Annotated in this window: 28 protein-coding genes; 11 read left to right on the top strand and 17 right to left on the bottom strand. The window is 58.9% G+C overall.

Going from position 1 to position 24,649, the window contains the following annotated elements; genetic code table 11:
* The first annotated feature begins 70 nt into the window (after positions 1-70).
* Positions 71-358, top strand: a complete 288-nt coding sequence (locus ACZYSM_RS24690) for an Rdx family protein (protein WP_489075552.1) — start codon at positions 71-73, stop codon at positions 356-358.
* Here the strand turns inward: ACZYSM_RS24690 and ACZYSM_RS24685 are convergent.
* On the bottom strand, positions 352-1,245 hold the full coding sequence (locus ACZYSM_RS24685) for a DMT family transporter (protein WP_489075550.1): 894 nt from the start codon (positions 1,243-1,245) through the stop codon (positions 352-354). The two genes, ACZYSM_RS24690 and ACZYSM_RS24685, sit on opposite strands and share 7 nt — an antisense overlap.
* A 126-nt stretch (positions 1,246-1,371) precedes the next feature.
* The gene (locus ACZYSM_RS24680) at positions 1,372-2,121 is read right to left on the bottom strand and encodes a helix-turn-helix transcriptional regulator (RefSeq protein WP_489075548.1); all 750 of its coding nucleotides are present in this window, start codon (positions 2,119-2,121) and stop codon (positions 1,372-1,374) included.
* A gap of 134 nt (positions 2,122-2,255) precedes the next feature.
* On the opposite strand from ACZYSM_RS24680, the gene ACZYSM_RS24675 reads away from it, so the two are divergent.
* On the top strand, positions 2,256-3,077 hold the full coding sequence (locus ACZYSM_RS24675; protein ID WP_489075546.1) for a UDP-2,3-diacylglucosamine diphosphatase: 822 nt from the start codon (positions 2,256-2,258) through the stop codon (positions 3,075-3,077).
* A 134-nt stretch (positions 3,078-3,211) separates the two neighbouring features.
* Here ACZYSM_RS24675 and ACZYSM_RS24670 read toward each other — a convergent pair whose 3' ends face one another.
* Together ACZYSM_RS24670 and ACZYSM_RS24665 are read right to left on the bottom strand one after the other, a co-directional pair.
* On the bottom strand, positions 3,212-3,802 hold the full coding sequence (locus tag ACZYSM_RS24670; RefSeq protein WP_489075544.1) for an HD domain-containing protein: 591 nt from the start codon (positions 3,800-3,802) through the stop codon (positions 3,212-3,214).
* Positions 3,803-3,912: 110 nt separating this feature from the next.
* A complete protein-coding gene (locus tag ACZYSM_RS24665; RefSeq protein WP_489075542.1) occupies positions 3,913-4,224 on the bottom strand; it encodes an Mpo1-like protein in 312 nt (103 codons plus the stop codon).
* 160 nt (positions 4,225-4,384) lie between these two features.
* Between ACZYSM_RS24665 and ACZYSM_RS24660 the strand changes: the two genes are divergently transcribed.
* Positions 4,385-5,446, top strand: coding sequence for an AraC family transcriptional regulator (locus ACZYSM_RS24660; RefSeq protein WP_489075540.1), 1,062 nt, complete (start codon positions 4,385-4,387; stop codon positions 5,444-5,446).
* On the opposite strand, the gene ACZYSM_RS24655 is transcribed toward ACZYSM_RS24660, so the two are convergent.
* Positions 5,403-6,857 (bottom strand): TrkH family potassium uptake protein, encoded by a 1,455-nt coding sequence (locus ACZYSM_RS24655; protein ID WP_489075538.1) that lies wholly within the window; start codon positions 6,855-6,857, stop codon positions 5,403-5,405. The two genes, ACZYSM_RS24660 and ACZYSM_RS24655, sit on opposite strands and share 44 nt — an antisense overlap.
* A gap of 121 nt (positions 6,858-6,978) precedes the next feature.
* Here ACZYSM_RS24655 and ACZYSM_RS24650 point away from each other — a divergent pair, with 121 nt between their 5' ends.
* A complete protein-coding gene (locus ACZYSM_RS24650; RefSeq protein WP_489075536.1) occupies positions 6,979-7,545 on the top strand; it encodes a nitroreductase family protein in 567 nt (188 codons plus the stop codon).
* Positions 7,546-7,668: 123 nt separating this feature from the next.
* Here ACZYSM_RS24650 and ACZYSM_RS24645 read toward each other — a convergent pair whose 3' ends face one another.
* From ACZYSM_RS24645 to ACZYSM_RS24620, 6 genes are all read right to left on the bottom strand, one after another.
* Positions 7,669-9,003, bottom strand: a complete 1,335-nt coding sequence (locus ACZYSM_RS24645) for a sensor histidine kinase (protein WP_489075534.1) — start codon at positions 9,001-9,003, stop codon at positions 7,669-7,671.
* Positions 9,004-9,067: 64 nt separating this feature from the next.
* A complete protein-coding gene (locus tag ACZYSM_RS24640; RefSeq protein ID WP_489075532.1) occupies positions 9,068-9,505 on the bottom strand; it encodes a Spy/CpxP family protein refolding chaperone in 438 nt (145 codons plus the stop codon).
* A gap of 333 nt (positions 9,506-9,838) precedes the next feature.
* On the bottom strand, positions 9,839-10,516 hold the full coding sequence (locus ACZYSM_RS24635) for a response regulator transcription factor (RefSeq protein ID WP_489075530.1): 678 nt from the start codon (positions 10,514-10,516) through the stop codon (positions 9,839-9,841).
* 7 nt (positions 10,517-10,523) lie between these two features.
* Positions 10,524-10,934 carry an SH3 domain-containing protein gene (locus ACZYSM_RS24630; RefSeq protein ID WP_489075528.1) on the bottom strand — a complete coding sequence of 137 codons (411 nt, stop codon included), beginning with the start codon at positions 10,932-10,934 and terminating at the stop codon, positions 10,524-10,526.
* 110 nt (positions 10,935-11,044) lie between these two features.
* Positions 11,045-11,344, bottom strand: coding sequence for a YciI family protein (locus ACZYSM_RS24625; protein WP_489075526.1), 300 nt, complete (start codon positions 11,342-11,344; stop codon positions 11,045-11,047).
* Position 11,345: 1 nt separating this feature from the next.
* Positions 11,346-11,942, bottom strand: a complete 597-nt coding sequence (locus ACZYSM_RS24620) for a septation protein A (RefSeq protein ID WP_489075524.1) — start codon at positions 11,940-11,942, stop codon at positions 11,346-11,348.
* An 87-nt stretch (positions 11,943-12,029) separates the two neighbouring features.
* On the opposite strand from ACZYSM_RS24620, the gene ACZYSM_RS24615 reads away from it, so the two are divergent.
* From ACZYSM_RS24615 to arfB, 7 genes are all read left to right on the top strand, one after another.
* Positions 12,030-12,893, top strand: a complete 864-nt coding sequence (locus tag ACZYSM_RS24615; RefSeq protein ID WP_489075522.1) for a PHP domain-containing protein — start codon at positions 12,030-12,032, stop codon at positions 12,891-12,893.
* A 13-nt stretch (positions 12,894-12,906) separates the two neighbouring features.
* Entirely contained in the window at positions 12,907-13,536 is a 630-nt protein-coding gene (locus tag ACZYSM_RS24610) for an L-threonylcarbamoyladenylate synthase (RefSeq protein ID WP_489075520.1), read from the top strand.
* The gene (locus ACZYSM_RS24605) at positions 13,537-14,355 is read left to right on the top strand and encodes a segregation and condensation protein A (RefSeq protein WP_489075518.1); all 819 of its coding nucleotides are present in this window, start codon (positions 13,537-13,539) and stop codon (positions 14,353-14,355) included. It begins immediately after the preceding gene.
* Positions 14,356-14,367: 12 nt separating this feature from the next.
* Complete coding sequence (gene scpB, locus ACZYSM_RS24600) at positions 14,368-15,363, top strand: SMC-Scp complex subunit ScpB (RefSeq protein ID WP_489075516.1); 996 nt, start codon at positions 14,368-14,370, stop codon at positions 15,361-15,363.
* A gap of 295 nt (positions 15,364-15,658) precedes the next feature.
* A complete protein-coding gene (gene rluB / locus ACZYSM_RS24595) occupies positions 15,659-16,927 on the top strand; it encodes a 23S rRNA pseudouridine(2605) synthase RluB (RefSeq protein WP_489075514.1) in 1,269 nt (422 codons plus the stop codon).
* A 959-nt stretch (positions 16,928-17,886) separates the two neighbouring features.
* Entirely contained in the window at positions 17,887-19,308 is a 1,422-nt protein-coding gene (locus ACZYSM_RS24590; RefSeq protein WP_489075512.1) for an amino acid permease, read from the top strand.
* A 230-nt stretch (positions 19,309-19,538) separates the two neighbouring features.
* Positions 19,539-19,952 (top strand): alternative ribosome rescue aminoacyl-tRNA hydrolase ArfB, encoded by a 414-nt coding sequence (arfB, locus tag ACZYSM_RS24585; RefSeq protein WP_489075510.1) that lies wholly within the window; start codon positions 19,539-19,541, stop codon positions 19,950-19,952.
* On the opposite strand, the gene ACZYSM_RS24580 is transcribed toward arfB, so the two are convergent.
* The 6 genes from ACZYSM_RS24580 to phhA form a co-directional block, all read right to left on the bottom strand.
* On the bottom strand, positions 19,949-21,148 hold the full coding sequence (locus ACZYSM_RS24580) for an MFS transporter (RefSeq protein WP_489075508.1): 1,200 nt from the start codon (positions 21,146-21,148) through the stop codon (positions 19,949-19,951). The genes arfB and ACZYSM_RS24580 overlap by 4 nt on opposite strands.
* 137 nt (positions 21,149-21,285) lie before the next feature.
* Complete coding sequence (locus tag ACZYSM_RS24575) at positions 21,286-21,468, bottom strand: hypothetical protein (protein ID WP_489075506.1); 183 nt, start codon at positions 21,466-21,468, stop codon at positions 21,286-21,288.
* An 81-nt stretch (positions 21,469-21,549) separates the two neighbouring features.
* Positions 21,550-21,681: a hypothetical protein gene (locus ACZYSM_RS24570; RefSeq protein ID WP_489075504.1), complete on the bottom strand. Its 132-nt coding sequence runs from the start codon at positions 21,679-21,681 to the stop codon at positions 21,550-21,552.
* Between the two features lie 267 nt (positions 21,682-21,948).
* A complete protein-coding gene (locus ACZYSM_RS24565; RefSeq protein WP_489075502.1) occupies positions 21,949-23,142 on the bottom strand; it encodes an amino acid aminotransferase in 1,194 nt (397 codons plus the stop codon).
* Complete coding sequence (locus tag ACZYSM_RS24560) at positions 23,142-23,498, bottom strand: 4a-hydroxytetrahydrobiopterin dehydratase (protein WP_489075500.1); 357 nt, start codon at positions 23,496-23,498, stop codon at positions 23,142-23,144. The genes ACZYSM_RS24565 and ACZYSM_RS24560 overlap by 1 nt, the downstream gene beginning before the upstream one ends.
* 70 nt (positions 23,499-23,568) lie before the next feature.
* A complete protein-coding gene (gene phhA, locus ACZYSM_RS24555; protein ID WP_489075498.1) occupies positions 23,569-24,360 on the bottom strand; it encodes a phenylalanine 4-monooxygenase in 792 nt (263 codons plus the stop codon).
* Between the last annotated feature and the right edge of the window lie 289 nt (positions 24,361-24,649).

Raw genomic sequence — 24,649 nt, 5'->3', positions numbered from 1 at the left:
ATGAATCTCTGGGCGAGCGATAAAGGCGGCTATTATAGCGACGTCATTGAGTTCAGGAGTTCAGCGCACCATGACCGGAAGTAAACCGGAAGTCGTCATCACCTATTGCACGCAATGCCAGTGGTTATTGCGCGCCGCCTGGCTGGCTCAGGAGCTGCTCAGCACCTTTAGCGACGATCTCGGCAAAGTCTCCCTTGTGCCTGGAACGGGCGGAATATTTCACATCAGCTGCGACGGCGTTCAAATCTGGGAGCGTAAGGCTGACGGTGGTTTCCCTGAGGCCAAAGTACTCAAACAACGGGTTCGCGATCAGATTGATCCGGATCGCGATCTAGGTCACAGCGACCGAACTCAGTGAGACGCTGCCTCAGCCACCACAGTTTTTTTGTTTGAGCCGCTTGAGAAGCTGCTGGAAACCACGATAGCGACAATGATCAAGGCGCCGCCTATGAGCATGCGCAGGGTCGGGTTTTCACCAAACAGCAGCCAGGCTACGGTGATGCCGTAGACCGGTTCCAGGGCAAACACCACCGCAGCAGTGCGCGCCTTGATCACTGCGAGGCTGGCGACGAACAGGCTGTGGGCAACCCCGGTGCAGAACACCCCGAGCAAACCGATCCACAGCCAGTCGATGGCGCGAACCTCGGTCAGCCCTGGTGCAGCCACCGGTAGCAGGCACAAGGCGACCACCACGTTCTGGCAGAGCGCGGCCTGTACCGCTGGAATTCGCCCGGAGCTGGCGCGGTTGGTCAGCGATAGCAGGGCGAACAACAACCCCGAACCCATCGCCCAGAGCAGCCCGCTGGTGGCCTCACTGGCGAGGTCGAAGTCCGGCGTCACCAGCACCAGGCCAACACTCACCAGCACCACCAAGAGGATTTCATTGACGCGAATCCGCTCGCGGAAAATCAGTCCTTCAAGGATCACGGTAAATGCCGGGAAGCTGGCAAAGCCCAGGGTCGCAATCGCCACACCGGCGACTTTCACCGCGATGAAGAAACTCACCCAGTGCCCCGCCAACAACAGGCCGCTGAGCAACAGACGGCGCCAGTCAGCGGCCTCAAGTTTTTGCCAGCGAGTGTTGCTGGCGAAACGGGCAAAAAACGCCAGCGCAATCACCGCGAATGCGGCACGGCCAAAGACGATAATGGCGGGCGAGGCGGCGGCGAGTTTGCCGAGCACACCGGTCAGGCCGAACATCAGTGCGCCGATATGCAGAGCGCCAAGGGCGGTACGCGGAGTCATTGCAATCCTTAACATCACGATAGTGGGGATGGACACCATCCTGTAGGAGCTGCCGAACCTTCGGCAGCTCCTACACAATGAACGTCCTTCTCACGTCTGTCTGTCGCAATCCTCGCGTTATTTGTCTCAAGCCTCGCGGCGCAGTTTTCCGGGCGAGGCACCGAACTCACGCATCACCGCTGCAGCGAACGCGCTCTGGGAACTGTAGCCGACTCTGTTGGCGACTTCGCCGATCGGCAACCCGGATTCGCGTAACAGCCGCACGGCGATGTGCAGGCGGCGACTGCGGATGTAGTCCATTGGCGTCTGGCCGCACTCGGCGATAAATCGTGCGTGCAGGCGTGCACTGGAGAGACCGGCGACGCGGGCCAGGTCGGCGACTTGCAACGGGTACGCGGCGTATTGATCGATATGCGCGTTCATCGCGGCATAGGGCAAGCGTCGACCGCCGACGCTGTTCGGCGCGGCGTTATTGAGGCTGGCCAGCAGAAGAACGGCGCCTTGCTGAGCAATCAACGGGTCATTCACCGGGCTGCTAGCCAGCCAGCTGACCAGCTGGTTTTGTGCGGCGTTCAGTGGCAGCCGACCGGGGTTGTCGAGCAAGCGGCGGCTGGCATCGGCGTGGTCGCCCAACGATTGCGTCACCCAGTGTTCGCTCGGCACATCCAGCACCAGGCAGCGGCTGCCGTTTGGGCTGCCGCAGGCGTGATGGGCGTCTGAGGGGACCACCACGAAGCTCTGCTGGACTACCTGACTGCCGCGCCCATCGACCTCGAAGTCGAGCTGGCCCGACAGACCAAACACCAATTGCGCGTGTTCATGGCTGTGGACGATCAAGTCGTGGGTGTATTGGCGTAGCGTGAGGATCGGTCTCATCGCAGTCTCCTTGGCAGACCGGCAGTCTACACCCCCACCGTGCAGGCTTTCGCTGTCATCGGACTGCCGTATTAGTGTCATGGGCTATTAATCGCTCTGGCGCAAGCTCGCAAAAAATACCGGAGAGGTTGCCCATGACCCGCGCTGAGCTCGCCAAACCCAGTCGTAAGCAACGCGTGCGCACGTTGTGGATTTCCGATGTGCATCTCGGCACCCGGGATTGCCAGGCGGAGCATTTGTCGCAGTTTCTCAAGGGTTACCACGCCGACAAGATTTACCTGGTCGGTGACATCATCGATGGCTGGAAACTACGTAGCGGCATGTATTGGCCCCAGGCGCATACCAACGTCATTCGCCGTTTGCTGACCATGAGTAAACGCGGTACCGAAGTGATCTACGTCACCGGTAATCATGATGAATTCCTGCGGCGCTACTCAAAGCTGATCCTGGGCAATATCCATTTGGTGGACGAGGCCGTGCACGTCACCGCCGATGGTCGACATTTGTTAGTGATCCACGGCGACCAGTTCGACGTAATCACTCGCTATCACCGCTGGTTGGCGTTTCTGGGCGACTCAGCCTATGAGTTCACCCTGACCCTCAACCGCTGGCTTAATCACTGGCGTGCGCGGTATGGCTACGGCTATTGGTCGTTGTCGGCGTACCTCAAGCATAAGGTCAAAACCGCGGTCAGTTTTATCAGTGACTTTGAAGAGGCCATCGCTCACGAATGCACCAAACGCGGCCTGCACGGTGTGGTCTGCGGGCATATTCACCACGCTGAAATCCGCAAAGTCGGCGAGGTGGATTACCTCAACTGCGGAGACTGGGTGGAGTCATGCACCGCGTTGATCGAGCACTGGGATGGCTCGATCGAGCTGTATCGGTTGGCCGATGCCCAGGCGCGTGAGGCGCAATTGAAGGCTGAGTTGGCAAAGGTTGCAGAGCCGGGGTAGGACTTGAGGAGTCGGTTGTCTGGTCCGACGTCATCGCGAGCAAGCTCGCTCCTACAGGGGTACGTGATCCCTGTAGGAGCGAGCTTGCTCGCGATGGGCTGCGAAGCGGCCCTGAAATCTACAATCCCGTCTCTTCAGGCGAGCGAATACTCTTGCATCACCGCCTTGTAGATCGAGCTCTTCGGCTGAGCGAACAGGCGCTCCAGCATCGGTTCAAAGAAGCTCAGCTGCAGGGTGTCGTAAGCCGGGTCGAAGGCTGCAGCGTCATACTTGGCGCAGAACTCGATGGTTTGCCGGTACTGCGGATGTTCGCTGAATTGCTCGCGCAGATGTCGATCCATTCCCAAGTAATGGAAGAAGTAATAACCCTGAAAAATACCGTGTTTCTCCACCATCCACAGGTTTTCGGCACTGACAAAGGGCTTGAGAATCGCCGCGGCAATGTCCGGGTGATTGTAGGACCCCAAGGTGTCGCCAATATCATGGAGCAGGGCACAGACCACATATTCTTCGTCACGGCCATCGCGCCAGGCGCGGCTGGCGGTCTGCAGTGAGTGGGTCAGACGATCTATCGGGAAACCGCCGAAATCACCTTCAAGCAACTTGAGATGCGCGACGATTCGCGTCGGCAGCAGCCTGGCATAGGCACTGAAATCTGCGGCGATGATCGCCCAGTCTTCCTGCGTGCCATCTTGCATATGGGCGAAGCAGGCGTTGGCATTCATCGGCGACCCTCTTCTTGTTTTCGACGGAATGTTCTTCAGTGTATGCCTTGGATCCAGTCTTGCACTGGCTGCACAGGACGGCCAGATGACCCGGTGAGCCGTACAGGCCACTAGAACGGTACTTTGCCTAGGATCATGTCGCGGTACATGACGAAGTCGCCGAGCAGGCTGTACAGCGGATGCTGGAAAGTCGCCGGGCGGTTCTTTTCAAAGAAGAAGTGGCCGACCCACGCGAAGCTGTAACCGGCCAGGGGGAGTGTCCACAGCAGCAACCAGGCACCTTTGCCAATGACAAAGGCCAGAATGAGAATGACTAGACTGGTGCCGATGAAGTGCAGGCGACGGCAGGTGCTGTTGCTATGCTCACTTAAATAGTAAGGATAGAACTCAGCGAAGTTATTGAAACGCTTGATGTTTTCCACGACTGCGATCTCTGTAGTTATTGTTCTGATGACCAGATGTTCTGCGGGGAGTTTATTTAAGTCTAGAGTGATCAGTGGCAACAGCCAGTGACAATAGGCGCCACTTTAGTATCCTTTTGAAATCAGCCGTGGGATGCGGCTCATCATGTCAGTAAACGCCATGAGTGAAAGAACGACTTCTGCAAGCTGGGCGATGGGGATTGTCAAAGCGCTGGAGATGGACGGCCTGGATTGCCGTGTATTGTTCAGGCAGCTGGGGCTCGACTACGCGGCTCTGGACGACCCGGATGCGCGATTTCCTCAAGATTCAATGACGCGGCTTTGGCAGCGAGCCGTGGAGCTTTCCGGCAACCCGGCGATTGGCTTGAACATGGGCAAGGTGGTGCGCCCGGCATCCTTTCACGTGGCCGGTTACGCCTTGATGTCCAGCCGGACTCTGGCTGAAGGCTTTCAGCGGTTGGTGCGTTATCAGCGGATCATCGCCGAAAGCGCTGATTTGAGCTTTCGTCTTTTACCGGAAGGTTATGCGCTGATTCTGACCGTGCATGGCGACCATCTGCCGCCGACCCGGCAAAGTGCCGAGGCTTCTCTGGCCTGTGCGCTGGCGTTATGCGGTTGGCTGACCGGGCGCACCTTGCAGCCGCGCAAAGTGTTGGTCGAAGGCGATCAGCCAGCCGATCTTGAACCCTACAAACAAGCTTTCCACGCGCCGTTGGAGTTTAACGCTCCGTACGACGCGCTGATTTTCGAGCGAGCGGACATGGAAGCGCCGTTGCCGACGGCCAATGAGGCGATGGCGCTGCTGCATGACCGGTTTGCCGGTGAGTATCTGGCGCGGTTCTCTGAAAGTCGGGTCACGCACAAGGCGCGGCAAGTTTTGTGTCGCCTGCTGCCCCAAGGCGAACCCAAGCGTGATGCAGTCGCGCAGACCTTGCACTTGTCCCAGCGCACTCTGCAACGGCGTTTGCAGGAGGAGGGCACCAGTTTTCAGACGCTGCTGGACGACACCCGTCGCGAGCTGGCCGAGCAGTACCTCGCGCAGCCAACCATGACCCTGCTGGAAATTGCCTATCTGCTGGGTTTCGCCGACCCGAGCAACTTCTTCCGGGCCTTTCGTCGCTGGTTCGATTCCACGCCCGGCGAATACCGGACGCGGCTGCTGGAGGCACCGGCGTTACTTAATGACGCCAGAACGCCGGAATACACAGCACGAACACGGTGATGATCTCCAGTCGACCGAGCAGCATGCCGAGCGAAAGAATCCACTTGGCGGCATCGGGCAGCGTGGCGAAGTTGCCGGACGGGCCGATGGTCTCACCCAACCCTGGGCCGACGCCGGAGACGGTGCTGGCTGCGCCGGACAGGGCGGTCATCCAGTCCACGCCCAGCAGCGATAGCGCCAGGGCGATCACGCAGATGGTGATGGCGAAGAAGAACGAAAACGTCAGAATCGACCGGACAATTTCCTCGTCGAGACGATGACCGTTGTACTTCTGTTTGATCACTGCCCGCGGGTGAATCAACTGATTAAGGTTGGCCTTGAGCAGGATATAGGCGACCTGAAAACGGAAGATCTTGATTCCGCCGGCGGTCGAGCCGGAGCAACCGCCGACAAACCCTAGATAGAAAAACAGCATCAGAGAGAAGTTGCCCCACAGGCTGTAGTCACCCAAGGCAAACCCGGTGGTGGTGACCACCGAGGTGACGTTCAGCGCCACATGGCGCAAGGCGTCCAGCCAGTGCAGGTTGGTGGTCCACCAGTACCAGGTGCCCAGCACCAGCCAGGTAACGAGTAGCATCCCGAGCAAACCTTGAACCTGCTGATCCTTGATCAACGCCCGGCGATTGCCGCGCAAGGTCGCAACGTAGAGGGTAAATGGCAGGCTGCCGAGAATCATGATCACCACCGCGACCCAATGCACCGCAGGTTGTGTCCACTTGGCCAAGGATTGGTCAGAGGTCGAAAAACCGCCGGTGGAAATCGCTGACATGGCATGGTTGATGGCATCGAACAGGCTCATCCCGGCCCACCAGAACGCCAGGCTGCCGAGGATGGTGATGCCGACGTAGGCGCCGACGATCAGTCGGGCCACCATGTGCGAGCGTGGCATGACCTTTTCCGAGCGGTCCGAAGATTCGGTCTGGAACAGCCGCATGCCACCGATTCGCAGCAGCGGCAGAATCGCCACCGCCATACCGATAAAGCCGATCCCTCCGAGCCAGTGAAGCAGCGAGCGCCATATCAGAATGCCGGGAGACATGGTGTCCAGGCCACTGAGTACGGTGGAGCCGGTGGCAGTGATGCCGGACATGCTTTCGAAAAACGAGTCGGTGTAACTGATGTGTTGGGTCAGAAAAAACGGCAGGGCGGCGAAGATGCACACCACCACCCAGCTGGAAACCGTCAGTAGGTACATGTCCCGTGGTCGCAGATGAATTTGCTCAGGACGCCCGGGAATCACCAGTGCCAGGCCGGCGATAAAGGTAATCATGCTGGCCCAGAGGAACGATGGCAGGTCGCCCGTACGGTCGAAAATCACCAGGATGGCCATAGGCACCACCATGGCGATGGCCAGGGTGATCAGGAAGATGCCGATGATGAAACCAATGATCCGTAAGGTCGGCAACGCCATGAAGTCCGCTCGGGCTGTTAAGGGAGGGGCGCCATTCTACCTGCGGGGCAGGGCATGTAAACCGGCACCTCTGAGGCCGTTACCGCTAGAATGGCCGGACATTTTTTTCAGGAGGTGGCCGATGCAGGCTCTCGACGCTTTGCTCAACCGTGTTTCCGTGCCGCGATTGCTAGAACCGGCGCCCACTGCGGCGCAACGGGAGATTTTATTTGCAGCGGCTTTGCGTGCTCCGGATCACGGGCAACTGCGTCCTTGGCGCTTTCTGACGGTCGAAGGCTCGGCACGCGAGCAAATGGGCGAGTTGTTGGCTGAAGCGGCGCAGTTGCAAGGTGGCGAGGTGACTCAGGCCGCTCTGGACAAGGCCCGTGCCATGCCGCTGCGAGCGCCGTTAGTGGTGGTGGTCGTTGCGCGATTGCAGGATCACTTCAAGGTGCCGAAGTCCGAACAATTGTTAGCCGCCGGCTGCGCCGCCCACGGTATTTTGCTGGCCTCCTTTGCCCAAGGCATCGGCGCAGTGTGGCGTACAGGTGAGTTGTCCTATTCGCCCCATGTCGCCAAAGGGCTGGGCTTGGCCGAGGGCGAAGAGGTGATTGCTTTCCTGTACCTCGGCACACCGCAGAATGAACCGCGCACGGCACCGAAGTTGGATATTACCGAGTTTGTCAGCGCCTGGCCGGCCAAGCCCTGAAGATCAAAAGATCGCAGCCTATCGGCAGCTCCTACAAGTCCTGCGTACATATGCAACGGTGTACGCGATCCACGTAGGAGCTGCCGCAGGCTGGATCTTTTTGGTCATGCGCAGCTCTCAGGGCTAAACCGCTGCCCCAGGCACCAACGGCAAATCCAGGCTGGCAATAAATCCGCCTTCCGGGTGATTGGCCAGTATCAAACTACCGCCGTGCCGTTCCGCCGCCCGGCGGGCGATGGCAAGCCCGAGGCCATGCCCAGGAGCCGTCTGTCCGGGAGCCCGGTAGAACGGCTCACCCAATTGGTTCAAGTGTTCAGCGTCAACGCCCGGCCCATGGTCGCGTACGCTGATGACAATCCTTTCCCCTTGTCGCAGCGCCAACATTTCAATCGGCTGCCCCGTTGGGTTAAAGCGCTGGGCGTTGCGCAACAGGTTGTCCAGCGCCCGCTCGATCATGGTCGGCCAGCCTTTGAGACTCAATTGTGATTCGGCCTCGACTCTCACGCTTTGCTCCGTAGAGTTGAGCAAGGCGTCTTTTTGCAGGTTGTTCAGCAACCCATTGAGATCGATTTCTTCAGCGCTGGCGTTATCGGCGTCGACACGGGCCAGCACCAGAATTTCACTGATCAAGGCTTCCAGGCGATCACACTCACGGGTCAGCCGTGGCCAGAGTTTTTCCCTTTCTTCGGGGCTGGCGCGCTCAGCCAATGCCAAGGCAATACGCAATCGGGCCAAAGGAGAGCGCAGTTCGTGGGAAACATCGCGCAGTAATTGCCGCTGGCTGCCGATCAGGCTTTGCAGGCGTGCGCCCATGCGGTTGAAATCGTTTGCCAGGACGCCGAACTCATCGCGACGATTGGCCAGTTTCGCCAGGCTATTTTGTTGATAGGTGGTCTGGCCAAGGTCGTGCACCGCGCCGCGCAAACGGCTAAGGGGGCGGGTGATGGAGAGAGTGACCAGCAGACTGAATAAGGTCAGCACCACCAATGCGATACCCAAGGCGCTGAGTGGCCAAAGCAGGCTCTCACGGTGCCAGGCATCCAGCTCTGGGTGCGGAATGCGGTAGATCAGCAGGTAGGTTTCACCGGTTTTCGGGCTGGTGTATTCGGCGGTCAGGCGGCGCCACGGCAGGCGTCGGTCATCGTTGTTCTGCCGTGCTTCGAAGGCTGCTGCGCGGCGTGGGAAGGTGCCGTGCACCACCGGATCGCCACTTTCATTGAGCACTTGAACATCGATGTGATACTGCCGTTTACGCTGTTCCAGAATTTTCTGGGCGGCATCTTCACCCTGCGTCTCAAAGGTTTGCGTCCAGTCCTCGGCCAGGGTATTCAGGCCAGGGTGGCGGCTGAGGATCCAGGCGTCTTGATTGAGCATGTGCCCGAGCAGGAGTGAAAGCCCTGCAACCAAAGCGATGGCCAACCAGAAGCTGGCAAGGATGCGCCAGAACAATGAACGCACGGGAAGTCCTCAAGCAAAGAAAACCCAACGGCGAACCGTTGGGTTGGGGATGAACGCTAGAGCATTATTGCGCTTTTTGCTGTTGTTGGGCTTTCCAGGCTTTGAACTCAGCCCATTCAGCGCGACGCTCAGCCTGTTTTTTCTGAATCGCGTCGAATTGCTTCTGCTGATCAGGTTTCAGCAGACCGCGAACCTCGGCTTCAGCCTTCTGGTGTTTGGCGGCCATTTCGTCTTTCAGGGCTTTCTGATCGGCTGGCGAGAGCTTTTCCAGGTAGGTTTCGATCAGGTGCCGACGCTCGCGCATCTGTTCGCCCATGATTTTGCCGATCTGCTGACGCTGTTCACGGGTCAGGTCCAGTTGGCTGTAAGGGCCTTTGCCACGCATGTGTTCACTGTGATGCGGGCCGTCCATCGGCTCCATCGGGCCTGAGCCTTCTGGCATGGCCATGGCAACGGTCGGCAGTGCAGCAGCAAACATCAGAGCGATAAGAGTCTTGCGCATGGTGTATCTCCTTGTATCGATTCCCGGTGAGTCCGGATGTCTGCAGATTACGGAGATCAAGGTCAGCGGCGGTCAGCGGAGCGTAAAGCTTGGGTAAAGACGATTTTCTACGTTCCTGACAAATCCAGTACTTTGCCGATTTCTTCCTGACGAAGCATGACCTATGTAGCAGCTGCCGAAGGCTGTGTTCGGTTTGGGCCGCATCCGGACGAAGCAGTCGTGATCCGGACAACTCGGGCAACCTGAAAGACCGAGCAGTTTGATTTTACGACTGCTGCGCAGCCGAACGCAGCCTCGCGGGCTCGGCAGCTGCTACAGGAAATGGTGTCGGGCTTACAGGCTGTAATAGTAGCCGCGGCTGCGCAGGGCAACGATGCGTGGACGACCGTCGGGGTGCGGGCCGATCTTTTTGCGTAGGTTGCTGACGTGCATGTCCAGGCTGCGGTCGTACAGGGTCAGTTTGCGTCCTAGAGCAATCTGCGCCAGTTCCTGCTTGTCCAGCGGCTCGCCCGGTTGCTTGAGCAGCGCTTCAAGCAAGCGACTTTCGGAGATGGTCAGGGTGAACTCCTGTTCATCGATACTGACCACACCCCGTACCGGGCTGAAACACAGGTCACCCAGCTCGAGTTGGCTGGACACCGCCGTCGGATGGCTGCGGCGCAGCACGGCACGCAGGCGGGCGGTCAACTCCCGTGGGTCACAGGGTTTGGCCAGGTAATCGTCAGCGCCCAACTCCAGACCGAGGATGCGGTCCAGCGGTTCGCCACGGGCCGAGAGCATCAGCACCGGCAAGTCCGGATGATCGTTGCGCAGTTGCTTGAGCAGTTCCAGACCGCTGCCATCGGGCAGCATCACATCCAGCACCACGGCGGCCGGCGCAGTTTCGGCCAAGGCGCGGCGAGCGCTCTGACCATCGTGGCAGGCACGCACCTGAAAGCCTTCCTGGCTCAGCCAACTGGTCAGCAGCTCGCACAGCTCCTGGTCATCATCTATCAGTAACAGGTCGCTCATGACTCACTCAATTTAGCCATTGCCGACGTTGTCTACGTCTGCCACTGGCGAAGATACCGCAGAGCAGGGCCAATAGCGCTACTCCGGCACCGGTGACGAACCACTGCTGCTGATCGGTCAGCAGGCGCTGCGCGGGGTTGGCCAGGCTTTCCTTGAGTTGCAGCTTGAGGCGCTGGTTCTCTTGGCGCAGTCGGGTCAGCTGGGCGCTTTCGCGTTCGGCATCGGCACTTTGCAATTGTTTGTTCAGCTCATCGCGCTGGCGTTCGCTTTCTTTCAAACGCTGCTGCAACTCGGTGATCTGGCTGCCGGCGCTCAGTGACAGAGGCGTTGAATTACCCGAGTCAGAACGCTCTTCGGCATGGGCAGGGGCCCCGATCGATAACATGACCAACAGCAGACACAACGGACCTTGGCGCATCGGAACTCCTGATTCCAATCGAGTGTTGGGCAGGTTGTCGGCCGTTAAACGAGAATAATGAGTGATTGAACGCGCGATGAACCGACAAGGTTTACCGCGCGGGTGACATTTTACGGCAGGACTTGCTTGAACGGCTTGACCAGAACATTGGCGTAGACGCCCGCCGCGATGTACGGATCGGCATCGGCCCAGGCCTGGGCGGCAGTCAGCGAGTCGAACTGGGCGACGATCAGGCTGCCGGTAAAGCCCGCGGCGCCGGGATCATTGCTGTCGACGGCAGGATGAGGACCTGCCAGCACCACGCGACCTTCGGCTTGCAGCTGTTGCAGCCGCTCCAGATGAGCAGGGCGTGCAGCCAGGCGGTTTTCCAGGGAGTTGGCGACGTCTGTGGCAATGATTGCGTAAAGCATGTCAGTCCTCTGTTTTCGGGGTGGTGGTGTCGGCGTCATGCAGGTGGCGGGACAGGTAGATGCCTTGGCCGACCAGGAACAGCAAGGTCATGCCCAGGCTGCCGAAGACTTTGAAGTCGACCCAGTAGCTCTGGAAGGTAAAGGCCACGAACAGGTTGGCGCCGCCGCAGAACAGGAAAAACGCGATCCAGGCAATGTTCAGACGAGTCCAGACCGGGTCCGGCAACGTCAGCGCATGGCCCATGATGCGTTTGATCAGCAGGCGGTCACCAACGAAATGGCTACCGGCAAAAGCCAGTGCGAATAGCCAGTTGACCACCGGGGCTTTCCACTTGAGGAAGGTTTCACTGTGGAAGGCGAGGGTCAGGCTGCCGAAGACCAGGCAGGCGATCAATGTCAGCCATTGGCTCTTTTCCAGCTTGCGCTGGGAAATGAACAACGTGCCGTAAACCACCAGTGAACTGATGATCAGCATCGCAGTGGCGCTGTAAATACCGCCTACAGTCAGCTCATGGCCGGCGATATCGACGACCCGTGGGTCGATTTTGTAGACGATGAAAAACAGGAGCAGCGGGATGAAGTCGATGAATTGTTTCACAGTGGCAGCCAGAAGCAGGATGTGGCGGCATAATAACAAACATCCATGGCAGCGAAAGCGCCAGCTGATTTGAGGTTACAGAGTCCTGTGAATGTTGATTTGCACTGCCATAGCACGGCCTCCGATGGCGCCCTGGCGCCTGCGGTACTGGTGGCGCGGGCGTTCGAGAAAGGCGTGCGAGTCCTGGCCTTGACCGACCATGACACCCTCGAAGGCCTGGAAGAGGCCCGCAGCGCAGCGGTTGCGCTGGGTATGCAACTGATCAACGGTGTCGAACTGTCCTGCACGTGGGGCGGTGCGACCATCCATGTATTGGGCTATGGTTTCGACGTCAACGCCCCTGCGTTGGTCGAGGCTATTGCCAAATTGCACGATGGCCGTTGGCTACGGTCCGAAGAAATAAGCCGCAAGCTGGAACTCAAAGGCATGCCGGGAGCGCTGGAGGGCGCCCGGGCGGTTCAACAGGAATTGGGCGACAGTGGCAATGCGCCCGCTCGACCGCACTTCGCCGATTACCTGGTGCGGGCCGGATTCGTGAAGGATCGCGCTGAAGCGTTTCGCAAATGGCTGGGTGCCGGCAAGCTGGGCGACGTCAAACAGCATTGGCCGACCCTGGAGGAAACCGTCGAGACGCTGCGTGCGGCGGGCGCGTGGGTCAGCCTGGCGCATCCTTGGCATTATGATTTCACCCGCAGCAAACGTCGTCGCTTGATTGCCGACTATATTCAAGCAGGTGGCCACGCGATTGAGGTGGTCAATGGCCATCAGCCCGCTGAGCAGGTGGGCGGCCTGGCTATTCTTGCTCGTGAGTTTGGGCTGCTGGTCAGCGCCGGCAGTGATTTCCATGGCCCTGGAGGCTGGTCCGAGATTGGCGAATACCGCCCGCTCCCGGAGGATCTGCCACCGCTTTGGTGTCGGTTTAAACATGACCCAGTTATTACCGCCGTCTGAACAGGTAGAAAATGTGAGTCAATTTTTCCAGATTCATCCGGAAAACCCGCAAGCGCGCCTGATCAAACAGGCTGTCGAGATCATCAGGTCCGGTGGGGTGGTGATCTATCCAACCGACTCCTCCTATGCCATTGGTTGCCAGATTGGCGACAAGAACGCCATCGAGCGTGTCCGTCGTTTACGGCAACTGGACGACAAGCACAACTTCGCACTGATCTGTAGCGACCTGTCGCAGCTGGGGCTGTTCGCCAAAATTGATACTGGCACCTTTCGCTTGCTCAAGGCTCATACGCCGGGCCCGTACACGTTCATTCTCAACGCCACCCGCGAAGTCCCGCGCCTGTTGTTGCATCCCAAGAAACGGACCATCGGCCTGCGGGTGCCGAGCCATCCGATTGCTTTGGCGTTGCTTGAAGAGCTGGGTGAACCGCTGATGAGCGTGACGCTGATCATGCCCGGTGAGACCGAGCCGATGAGCGACCCCTACGAGATGCGCCAGTTGCTTGAGCATCAGGTTGACCTGATCATCGACGGCGGCTTCGGCGGCATCAAAGCGTCGACGGTGATCAATCTGGCTGACGGCGAGCCGGAAGTGATCCGTGTCGGTTGTGGTGATCCTGCGCCGTTCACGGTCGAAGCCTGAATGTCCGCAGTCGAATCCATGGACAACCCTGCTAGCGCGCAGCAAGAACTGCCGTTCGCCATGGTCTATGGCCAGGCGGTCATGGAAATGCCGCTGGACCTGTACATCCCTCCGGATGCGCTTGAGGTTTTCCTCGAAGCCTTCGAAGGCCCGCTCGACCTGCTGCTGTACCTGATCCGCAAACAAAACATCAACATCCTCGACATCCCGGTGGCGGAAATCACCCGCCAGTACATGGGCTACGTCGAGTTGATGAAGTCGGTGCGCCTGGAACTCGCCGCCGAGTACCTGGTAATGGCGGCAATGCTCGCCGAGATCAAATCGCGGATGCTGTTGCCACGGGCCAGCGAGATCGAAGAGGAAGAAGACGACCCGCGCGCCGAGCTGATCCGCCGCTTGCAGGAGTACGAACGCTTCAAAGCCGCTGCCGAAGGCATCGATGGCTTGAGCCGGGTAGGCCGCGATGTGGTGGTGCCCAAGCTCGATGCCCCGGAAGCCCGGGCGCGCAAATTATTGCCGGACGTAAGTCTGGAAGAATTACTGATGTCCATGGCCGAAGTCCTGCACCGTGGCGATATGTTCGAGAGCCATCAGGTCAGCCGTGAGGCGCTGTCTACCCGCGAGCGCATGAGTGATGTGCTGGAACGGCTCAAGGGCGGCGGCTTCGTGCCCTTTGTCGAGCTGTTCACCGCAGCAGAAGGGCGCCTGGGTGTGGTCGTGACCTTTATGGCGATCCTTGAGCTGGTCAAGGAATCTTTGGTCGAACTGGTGCAGAATGAGCCTTTTGCGGCTATCCATGTGCGGGCGCGAGCCGAATAAAGAGCAAAATCAATGAACCTGAGTGAACCCCGCGAGCTGGCGCCACTGCTTGAAGCCTTTCTGTTGGCCTCGGGGAAGCCGCAGTCGATGGAACGTCTGTTCGAACTCTTCGAAGAAGGCGAACGCCCGGAGCCGCCGGTCTTCAAGAAGGCCTTGGCGATTCTCGCCAAATCCTGTGACGGCCGGGCCTTTGAGTTGAAGGAAGTCGCGTCCGGCTATCGCCTGCAGATTCGCGAAAAGTTCTCGCCGTGGGTTGGCCGGTTGTGGGAAGAGCGGCCGCAGCGTTATTCCCGAGCCATGCTGGAAACCATGGCATTGATTGCCTATCGCCAGCCGATCACCCGGGGTGAAATCGAGGATGTACGCGGTGTGGCGGTCAACAGCCATATCGTCAAAACCCTGCTCGAACGCGAGTGGATCCGCATCGTCGGGTATCGCGAGGTGCCGGGCAAACCGGCGATGTTTGCCACCACCAAAGCCTTCCTCGATCACTTCAATCTGAAGAACCTCGACGACCTGCCGCCGCTGGCCGAACTGCGTGAGCTGGAGCCGGATCCGATTCTCGATTTCGACGACGCGCCGGTACCGGAAAGCATTCAGGCCCTGGCCGACGCCAGCGCCGAACCGGAAGAACCGAAGGACGAAACCAGTTTCCACAGCTTGCTGGCCGAGCTGGACACTATGGAGCTGGGACTCAAAACCGACTTTGACGATTTGCTTCGGGATGGGGCGGTAAGCGAGACCAGCACCGAGAGCGAGGCCGAGTCCGAAGTTCAAGCCGAAGCAGAACCCGAAATCGAGGTTGAGATTGAGCTTCGCGTCGAGGCTGAGGCTGAAATTGAGGAAGAGCAGGAAGACGACCTCATCGGCGTCGCAGAGGCCCGCGCCAAACTGCTGGCCGCTGTCGCCGCGCTGGAGCAAACCGCACCAGTCCTGAGCGACGAAGAAGCCGAAGCCCAGGCGCTCGCCGAAGCAATTGAGAACGAACGCCGCCTTCTCGACGACTGACACGGACCCTGTGGGAGCGGGCTTGCTCGCGAAGACGGAGTGTCAGTCGACATCACCGTTGCCTGACACACCGCTTTCGCGAGCAAGCCCGCTCCCACATTGGATCTGTATTGAATTCAAACTCGGCGCCACCGGTCGGCGGAAAAACAAATAAGCCACGACTTATCAACTAGTCTCTGATGCGCGAGCAGCGCCATGAGCGTATGATTCGCGACCCTTCGGCGATCCCTTCGCCCAAAGACCAGTTTTCAACGCTTCAGGCCAGGCCTGAATTGACACACCGGGAGGTGCCCAGATGAGTGACAACGACCAGAAAGACAGCCAGGAAATCGGCCCAGCAGGCGAAAAACTGCAGAAAGTCCTCGCCCGTATCGGCGTTGGCTCGCGCCGCGACGTAGAAGCCTGGATCAGCCATGGCCGAATCAAGGTCAATGGCAAAGATGCCACCCTTGGCCTGCGCGTCGACCTGCATGACGCCATCACCATTGATGGCAAGGTGATCAAGCGCGAAGAGGCTGCCGAATCGGTGCGCCGCGTGATCATGTACAACAAACCCGACGGCGAAATCTGCACCCGTGACGACCCTGAAGGCCGTCCGACCGTGTTCGATAAAATGCCGCGTCCGAAAGAAGGTCGCTGGATCAACATCGGCCGTCTGGACATCAACACCACCGGTCTGCTGATGTTCACCACCGACGGTGAGCTGGCCAACCGCCTGATGCACCCTTCCTACGAGATGGATCGCGAGTACGCGGTGCGTGTGCGTGGCGAAGTCGATGACGAGATGATCGAGCGGCTCAAGGCCGGCGTAGTCCTCGAAGACGGCCCGGCGAAGTTCACCGACATCAAGCAAGCACCGGGCGGCGAAGGCTTCAACCACTGGTATCACTGCGTGGTGATGGAAGGCCGTAACCGTGAAGTGCGTCGTTTGTGGGAATCTCAGGGCCTGGTGGTCAGCCGTCTGAAGCGTGTGCGTTTCGGTCCGGTGTTCCTCAACTCTGATCTGCCGATGGGCCGCTGGCGCGAAATGAGCCAGTACGAAGTCGACATTCTCAGTGCTGAAGTGGGCTTGACGCCGGTTGCCATGCCGCAGATGAACGCCAAGAGCAAAGACAAGCTTGAGCGTATGCAGCGCAAATCGTCCCGCCCGGTTGGCAAGACCGAGCGCGTACGGACTCTGCGTCCAGCCGCCGGTGCACCTGCCGCAGGTCCGCGTCCAGCCCGCGAGCCGCAGATCGAAGGTGATCGCCCGGCGCGTAAGCCAGCAGCACCACGCCAGGACGGCGAGCGCGGCCCACGCACTCCGCGTCCAGCTTCCGGTCGCGGTGCTCCAGCAGGCGGTCGTAGCGAGCGTGGTACGCCAGCAAACGGTCGCAGCGATTCCAGTCGTGGTACGCCAGTGGCAGAGCGCCCGGCCGACACCAAGCGTCCAGCCAAGCCTGGGCCAAAGTCCAAGCGTCCGAGTATCGTCCTGGTCAACAAGGATGTGCCATCGGGCAAACGCCGTGGCGCACCGGCCGGCTCTGGTCAGCGCCCAGGCTTTGGCCGTCGCAAGCCTGAGTGAAGCAGCGGTAAGCTTCAAGCTTCAAGCTTCAAGAAGAAGCGCCAGCCTCAGGGTTGGCGTTTTTTTTTGCCCTTCGTATCACTCTGTAGAACAGCGTTGCTCCTGCCTCCGCCATCGCGAGCAGGCTCGCTCCCACAGGTTTTGCGCCGACCAACCGATCAAGTTCGGCACAGATCCCATGTGGGAGCGAGCCTGCTCACGATGGCGTCAGTGGCAACGACCGATCCCTCGACCGATCTGTAGTGGAAATTTCGTGTTCCGCTTTGTAACGAAATATTTACGAATGTCCCGTTTTTCACCCCTGAATTCGACGGACCTTCAGCGTCGTAAGGAAAACCTTCCAAATCCCTGGGGGCAATGAGCGATTGCAAGGCTCTACCCCGGTTGTTTCCCATCGCTGGTGAGGGTGTTATGCGCCCCATGCCTGTCGTGCAGGTCATAACAAGAAGGAGGCGCAATGTACGCCATGATCCATTCCCACCGACTCTCCCCAAGCGATGATTCCCCCATCGTCGCCACTGACGGCCCACAGCGGTTCGTCCAGTTTATTGCCGCCGTCCGCGACCCTCGAGACGGCCCCGTGCCATCCCGGCAACCGACGCGCTGATCAAGCGGTGTCTGGCAGCAGCTGGTTACGGGTGTACAATGCGCGGCGTTTTAACTGTGACTCAACTGCGTATCCGCGCATTTTGCGCCTGTCGGCTGTCATGACTCGTTTGCTCCCAGCACTCCGTTCGATTGCCCAAGGCCAATAAACTCAAGGCTATCCGCCTTGTTCACTCCGCCGCGTCACAAGCGTGGCGGGTTCGATTTCGTCACAGATAAAAACAAACAGGTGACGCATGACCCGTGAAAAAACGCTGAACTCCTGGTACCTGCGCTGGGGTTTGATCTGCGCTGCTTAAATCCGTACCCAAGCAGCAACCAAACATCATCAAACCTTGCGTGAGACCCTTTTAATGAGTGGACAAAACTCGCATTCAGGCGAGCTGAAACGCGGCCTGAAAAATCGTCATATTCAACTGATCGCCCTCGGTGGCGCGATCGGTACCGGGTTGTTCCTGGGCTCTGCCGGCGTTCTGAAGTCGGCCGGTCCGTCGATGATCCTCGGCTACGCGATCTGCGGCTTCATTGCCTTCATGATCATGCGCCAACTGGGCGAAATGATCGTAGAAGAGCCCGTGGCCGGTTCGTTCAGTCACTTTGCCCACAAATACTGGGGCGGTTTTGCCGGCTTCCTGTCGGGCTGGAACTGCTGGATTCTTTACATTCTGGTGGGTATGTCGGAGCTGACCGCGGTCGGCAAATATGTACACTACTGGTGGCCGGACGTCCCAACCTGGGCTTCGGCAGCGGTGTTCTTCGTGATGATCAACGCGATCAACCTGGCCAACGTCAAAGTCTTTGGCGAGGCGGAGTTCTGGTTCGCGATCATCAAGGTCGTGGCCATCGTCGGCATGATCGCCCTGGGCAGCTACCTGCTGGTCAGTGGCAACGGTGGCCCGCAGGCTTCGGTGACCAACCTGTGGGAGCACGGTGGTTTCTTCCCTAATGGCGTCAGCGGACTGGTGATGGCCATGGCGATCATCATGTTTTCCTTCGGTGGTCTGGAAATGCTCGGTTTCACTGCAGCCGAGGCTGACCAGCCGAAGACCATGATCCCCAAAGCCATCAACCAGGTGATCTACCGGATCCTGATTTTCTACATCGGCGCACTGATCGTGCTGTTGTCACTGACCCCATGGGACAGCTTGCTGGCCAGTTTGAACGCGTCCGGTGATGCCTACAGCGGCAGCCCGTTCGTTCAGGTGTTCTCAATGCTGGGCAGCAACACCGCGGCACACATCCTTAACTTCGTGGTCTTGACCGCGGCGTTGTCGGTGTACAACAGCGGTACCTACTGCAACAGCCGTATGTTGCTGGGCATGGCCGAGCAGGGCGATGCACCTAAGGCATTGGCGAAGATCGACAAGCGTGGCGTGCCGGTGCGTTCGATTATGGCGTCGGCGGCGGTGACGTTCGTTGCCGTGGTGCTCAACTACCTGATCCCGCAACACGCGCTGGAATTGCTGATGTCGCTGGTGGTTGCGACCTTGGTGATCAACTGGGCGATGATCAGCTTCTCGCACTTCAAGTTCCGTCAGCACATGGACCGTACCCAGCAGACCCCATTGTTCAAGGCGCTGTGGTATCCGTACGGCAACTACGTTTGCCTGGCGTTTGTGGCGTTCATCCTCTGCATCATGCTGATGATTCCGGGCATCCAGATCTCGGTCTATGCGATCCCGGTGTGGGTGGCGTTCATGTGGGTCTGTTACGGCATCAAGAACAAGCGCAGTGCTCAACATGCGTTGAACACGGCCGGTTCTGCGGTGAAATAAGCGCAACCTGCTGATAACAAACCCGGCCTATGCCGGGTTTGTTGTTTCTGCGTTATGGGTTACGTAGGAGCTGGCGCAGGCTACGATCTTTTGATCTTGCTCCTGGGCCATCTCCAGCACCGCCAAAAGATCGCAGGCTCCTACGCCGACCGGGTACACCTGCGGACTTTCAGCTCCTATAGGTGACCGTATCCGCGTATCCTGAACGCCCTGAAACCGGATCGTTTTTCATGCTGGTGATTTCCAACAATGTGCATCTGCCGGATGCCGAGATCGAGTTGACCGCCATTCGTGCCCAAGGCGCGGGTGGGCAGAACGTCAACAAGGTCTCCAGCGCGGTGCATCTGCGCTTCGATATTCCGGCCTCATCCTTGCCGCCCTTCTACAAGGAACGGTTACTGGCGCTGCGCGACAGCCGCATCACCAGTGAAGGGGTGATCATCATCAAGGCGCAGCAGTATCGGACCCAGGAGCAGAACCGCGCCGATGCGCTGGAGCGCCTGACCGAGCTGATTCTCAATGCCACCAAGGTCGAAAAGAAGAGGCGTGCGACCAAACCGACGTTGGGATCGAAGAAGCGTCGGCTGGAATCAAAGACCAAGCGTGGCTCGATTAAGGCCGGGCGCGGCAAGATAGATTTTTAGCTGGCTTGGCGCTCTTCACGGTATTTCGGCGCCTGGCGGTACAGGTAAATGCTCAGCATTAAACCGGCCATGGCCGCCAATGCGGCGAACAGGAAGATCGATGCAAAACCAAAGCCTGCGGCAATTGCTCCGGCCAGCGGCCCGGTGATGCCCAGCGACAGGTCGATGAACAGTGAGTAAGCCCCGACTGCCGCACCCCGGCTGGAGGCCGGCACCAGATTGACCGCTTCCACACCCAAGGCCGGGAACACCAGCGAAAACCCGAAGCCGCTTAGCGCTGCGCCAGCCAGAGCCCAGTGGGCGTCCGGGGCCAGCCACAAGAGCAAGAGCCCGAGGATTTCCACCGACAGGCAAGCAATCGCCACACGAAAACCGCCGAGGCGATTGATCAGGTTGCCGAACAGCAGTCGCGCACCAATGAAGCAGGCGCCGAACAGGCTCAGGCAGAGCACTGCGTTGGACCAGTGCTGCGTGGCGTAATACAGGGTGATGAAGGTAGCGATGGTGCCAAAACCGATCGAGCCCAGGGCCAGGCCGCAACCGTGGGGCAGCACTCGGCCCAATACGTGCAGGAACGGCAAGCGTTCGCCGACCACGATGGGCGCGGCGGTTTTCGGCCAGGCCAGCAGCAGGCCTAGTGCGGCCAGCAACAGAATGCTGACGCCCATGCTCCACAGTCCCAGTTGATTGACCAACAGCACCCCCAGCGGCGCGCCAATGGCCAGCGCGCCGTAACTGGCGATACCGTTCCAGGAAATAACCTTGGCAGTGTTCTGCGCGCCGACCCGGCCAATGCCCCAGCCAATCGAACCAGAACCCACCAGGCTTTCGGCGCTGCCCAGCACCAATCGGCCGATCAACAAGCTGGTCAGGCTCAGGACCGGCATGCTTTGCAGCCAGGCCGAGAGCAACATGAATACACCGCTCAAACCGCAACCGGCAAGGCCGTACATCACCGCGCGTTTGCTACCGAGGTTATCGATGATTCGGCTGGCATAAGGGCGGCTGAGCAGGGTGGCGAGGTATTGCACGCTGATCACTAAACCTGCGATCACCGCGCCGAAACCCAGGTCACTGTGCACGTAACCTGGCAGCACGGCCAAGGGGATGCCGATATTCAGGTAGCCAATGAAGGTGAAAAGCACGATGGAAACAACTTGCAGCGTGACCGCCATGGGGCGCTGGGTATCTGGCATGGGTAAAGGTCCACTGGCGCAGCAGGATAGATAGGCTGCTTATGATACCGATGGTTGTGTCGATGCAGGGCGCTAAAACGAAAAACTATCTTGCCGAGGGTGAGGTTCCAACAGCGATTTGATTCAGGCGAGAAACATCAGGATTTGGCAGGTGCGAGCATTTGCGTGGCGACCAGAGCGGCGAGCGCGTTTTCCTGGGTGCCGAAGCGTTGCAGCAGCGCAGCTTGTTTTTCCGGGGTGAGGCGATTCCAGATATCGATCATTTTTTCAGCGGTGCCGATTAGAGCGCTGGCTTGGGTTTCGCTGAAGTTGTCGGTCATGGTGCGGGTCTCTGGGGCTGGCGTTCAGGCTGTGTGGAAAGCGCATGATTTAGCGCTTTCCACACGGTCTGTGTATCGCGCTCAGTCGTTGCTGTCGGCCTTGCGGCGTTCAGTTGCTTCTTTGCGCTCGGGCTGTTGGGCTCCGGCTTGTTGCGGGGTTGTCTGCTCAGTTTCACGCAGGCTTGGGAAGGGGAGATTAGGGATTTCGTGCATCGTCGTCGCTCCTCGCAAGGTCTGTTTTTAAATAGCTGGAAGATCCGCGCTTTTAAAAAGCTTGAAGAGGATACAGCACTGGAAACGACAAATAGTCTTTTATATCCAATTGTTGCGACAGATGGGGTTGTCTAGACAGGTGAAGGGATGAGCCAGCAGGGAAGGAGATGCAATCTGCAAAACACCACAGCTCTAGTGTGGGAAGGGCCGGGCGACGCTTCCCACATTAGATTTTCGTAGCCGCGAGCCCGTGCTTTGCCAACATTATTACGCGCAAACCTCGGCGATGGCTTGAGCCAGCAAATCCAGGCGCGTCGCATCGATACCGGCGACGTTGGCCCGGCCGGAGCTGACCATGTACACGCTGTGGTTTTCCCGCAGGCGTTGCACCTGTGTCGGTGTCAGGCCAGTGTAGGAAAACATCCCGCGCTGGACGCCGATATGGGCGAAGCGCTCGCCAAGACCGTGGGGGCCAAGGGCTTCCACCAGGCCAGAGCGCAGTTGTGCAATGCGCAAGCGCATGGCTTCGACCTCATCGGTCCAGAGGCTTTTCAGCTCAGGATCACCGAGGATAGTCGCAACCACTGCCGCACCATGATCCGGCGGTGTCGACCACAGGTTGCGGGCGATAAAGGCCAGCTGGCTGCGGATATCCACCAGCTTGTCGGCGTTCGCCGCGCAGACGATCAATGCACCGGTGCGTTCGCAGTACAGGCCGAAGTTTTTCGAGCAGGAGCTGGTGATCAACAACTCAGGCAGCGCTTGTGCGAACAATCGCACGGCCCATGCATCCTGCTCCAGACCGTCGCCGAAGCCTTGGTAGGCGAAGTCGATCAGCGGCAGGAGTTCGCGGCTGCGGACGATCTCCAGCACCCGGCGCCAGTCATCGTGGGACAGATCGAAACCGGTGGGGTTGTGGCAGCACGCGTGCAGCAGCACGACGTCGCCCTTGGGCACCAGATTCAGGGTCGCCAACATCGCTTCGACGTCGAGGCGGTTATCGCTGCCGACATACGGATAGTGGCTGACCTTGAGGCCAGCCGCCGCGTAGATGGTTTCGTGGATCGGCCAGGTCGGGTTGCTCAGCCAGATGCCACGGCCCGGTAGGCAGCGGGCGATGAAGTCTGCGCTCAGGCGCAGGGCGCCGGTGCCGCCCGGGGTCTGGGTCGCGCCAGCCCGGTGCTGAGTAATCAGCTCGGAGTCCGCGCCCAGCACCAGATCATTGATGACCTTGCCGAACGCCGCGTTGCCGTGACCACCGATGTAAGTCTTGGTGGTTTGCCGATCGACCAGCCGTTGCTCGGCCAGTTTCACGGCCTGAAGAATCGGCGTCAGGCCCTGGGCGTCCTTATAGACGCCAACGCCCAAGTCAAATTTGCGCGGGTTCGTATCCGAAGCGTAGGCCTCCATCAGGCCGAGAATCGGGTCGCCGGGCACTCGGCCGATGGCATCGAAATGCATTATTTACGGCCCTCGGCGTCTTTGGCCACTTCATCAGTGCGCGCGGCCATGATGAAGTCGTTGCGGTGCAGGCCTTTGATCGAGTGGCTCCACCAGGTCACGGTGACTTTGCCCCACTCGGTGAGCAGGCCAGGGTGGTGGCCTTCAGCCTCGGAGATTTCACCGACAGCATTGGTGAAGGCCAGGGCGGATTTGAAGTTTTTGAACAGGAAAACTTTTTCCAGCTGCATGACGCTGTCGCGAACTTCGATGTTCCAGTCAGGGATCTGCTTGATCAGTACCGGCAGTTCTTCGTCGCTGACTTGAGGAGCATCGGCGCGACAGGCTTCGCAATGGGCTTGGTTCAAAGTAGACATGGTGTATTCCTGAGTTCGGTTCTTATTGGAAACTACTATTTTTTTGAGCGCGCCGCGAGTGCTGTCGTTCTCAAGCCGCCTTGGGCTTAGGCGGGAATTTTGGTGCGTGCAAGCCCATTTGCATGCCGCGCTGGACCATTCCCATGATGTCTTCATGAGCCAGGTCGAACAGGCGCTTCAAGTCGGGCAAGACAAAGTACAGCGGTTGCAGAATGTCGATGCGATACGGCGTGCGCATGGCTTCCAACGGGTCAAAAGCCTGATGTTCGGGCTCCGAGGACAAGCTGTACACCGTTTCTTTGGGTGAGGAAAGAATACCGCCACCATAGATGCGTTGACCTTGCGGGGTGTCGACCAGGCCGAACTCGATGGTCATCCAGTACAGCCGCGCCAGGTAGACCCGTTCTTCCTTGGAGGCTTGCAGGCCAAGCTTGCCGTAGGTGTGGGTAAATTCGGCGAACCAGGGGTTGGTCAGCAGCGGACAGTGGCCGAAGATCTCGTGGAAAATGTCCGGCTCTTGCAGGTAATCCAGCTCTTCGCGGGTACGAATAAAGGTCGCTACCGGAAACTGCTTGTTGGCCAGCAATTCGAAAAAGGTCTGGAAGGGAATCAGCGCCGGAACCCGGGCGACTTGCCAGCCGGTGGTGGCGCCGAGCACCTTGTTGACTTCGCCGAGTTGCGGAATGCGGTCGTGAGGCAGGCCGATTTTTTCGATGCCGTCCAGGTATTCCTGGCACGCACGACCCTCGATCACTTTCAGTTGGCGAGTAATCAGCGTGTTCCACACCGCATGTTCTTCAGCGGGGTAGTCGATAAAACCTTGCGCATCGGGCTCGCGAGCCACGTAGTGCGTCTGCTTCATGCTGCTCTCCTACTAGGGGATTCGTTCTTGTTATGTCCTGCTATGCCCATAGAGATAGCGCAGAGAAGAACAAGTTGCAGCACCTCGGCTGGAGAGCAAGCAGGAATTTTCCCTGCTTTTCGTAAAGTTTTCGTTACGAAAAGGCCTGGATCCCATACTCATTGAGATCTGTCGGTTTGAAAAGGCCTGGAACTGTCACATAATCGTGACGACTAACTGAGCCAAACTGCAAAAAAATGGCGGGCTTTGCCTTAATGCCGATGTAGGAGCGAGCTTGCTCGCGATGAAC

The organism is Pseudomonas sp. F220 (assembly GCF_057813935.1).
The sequence above is the reverse complement of the archived record's forward strand: the minus strand, read 5'-3'. Positions and strand labels throughout refer to the sequence as shown.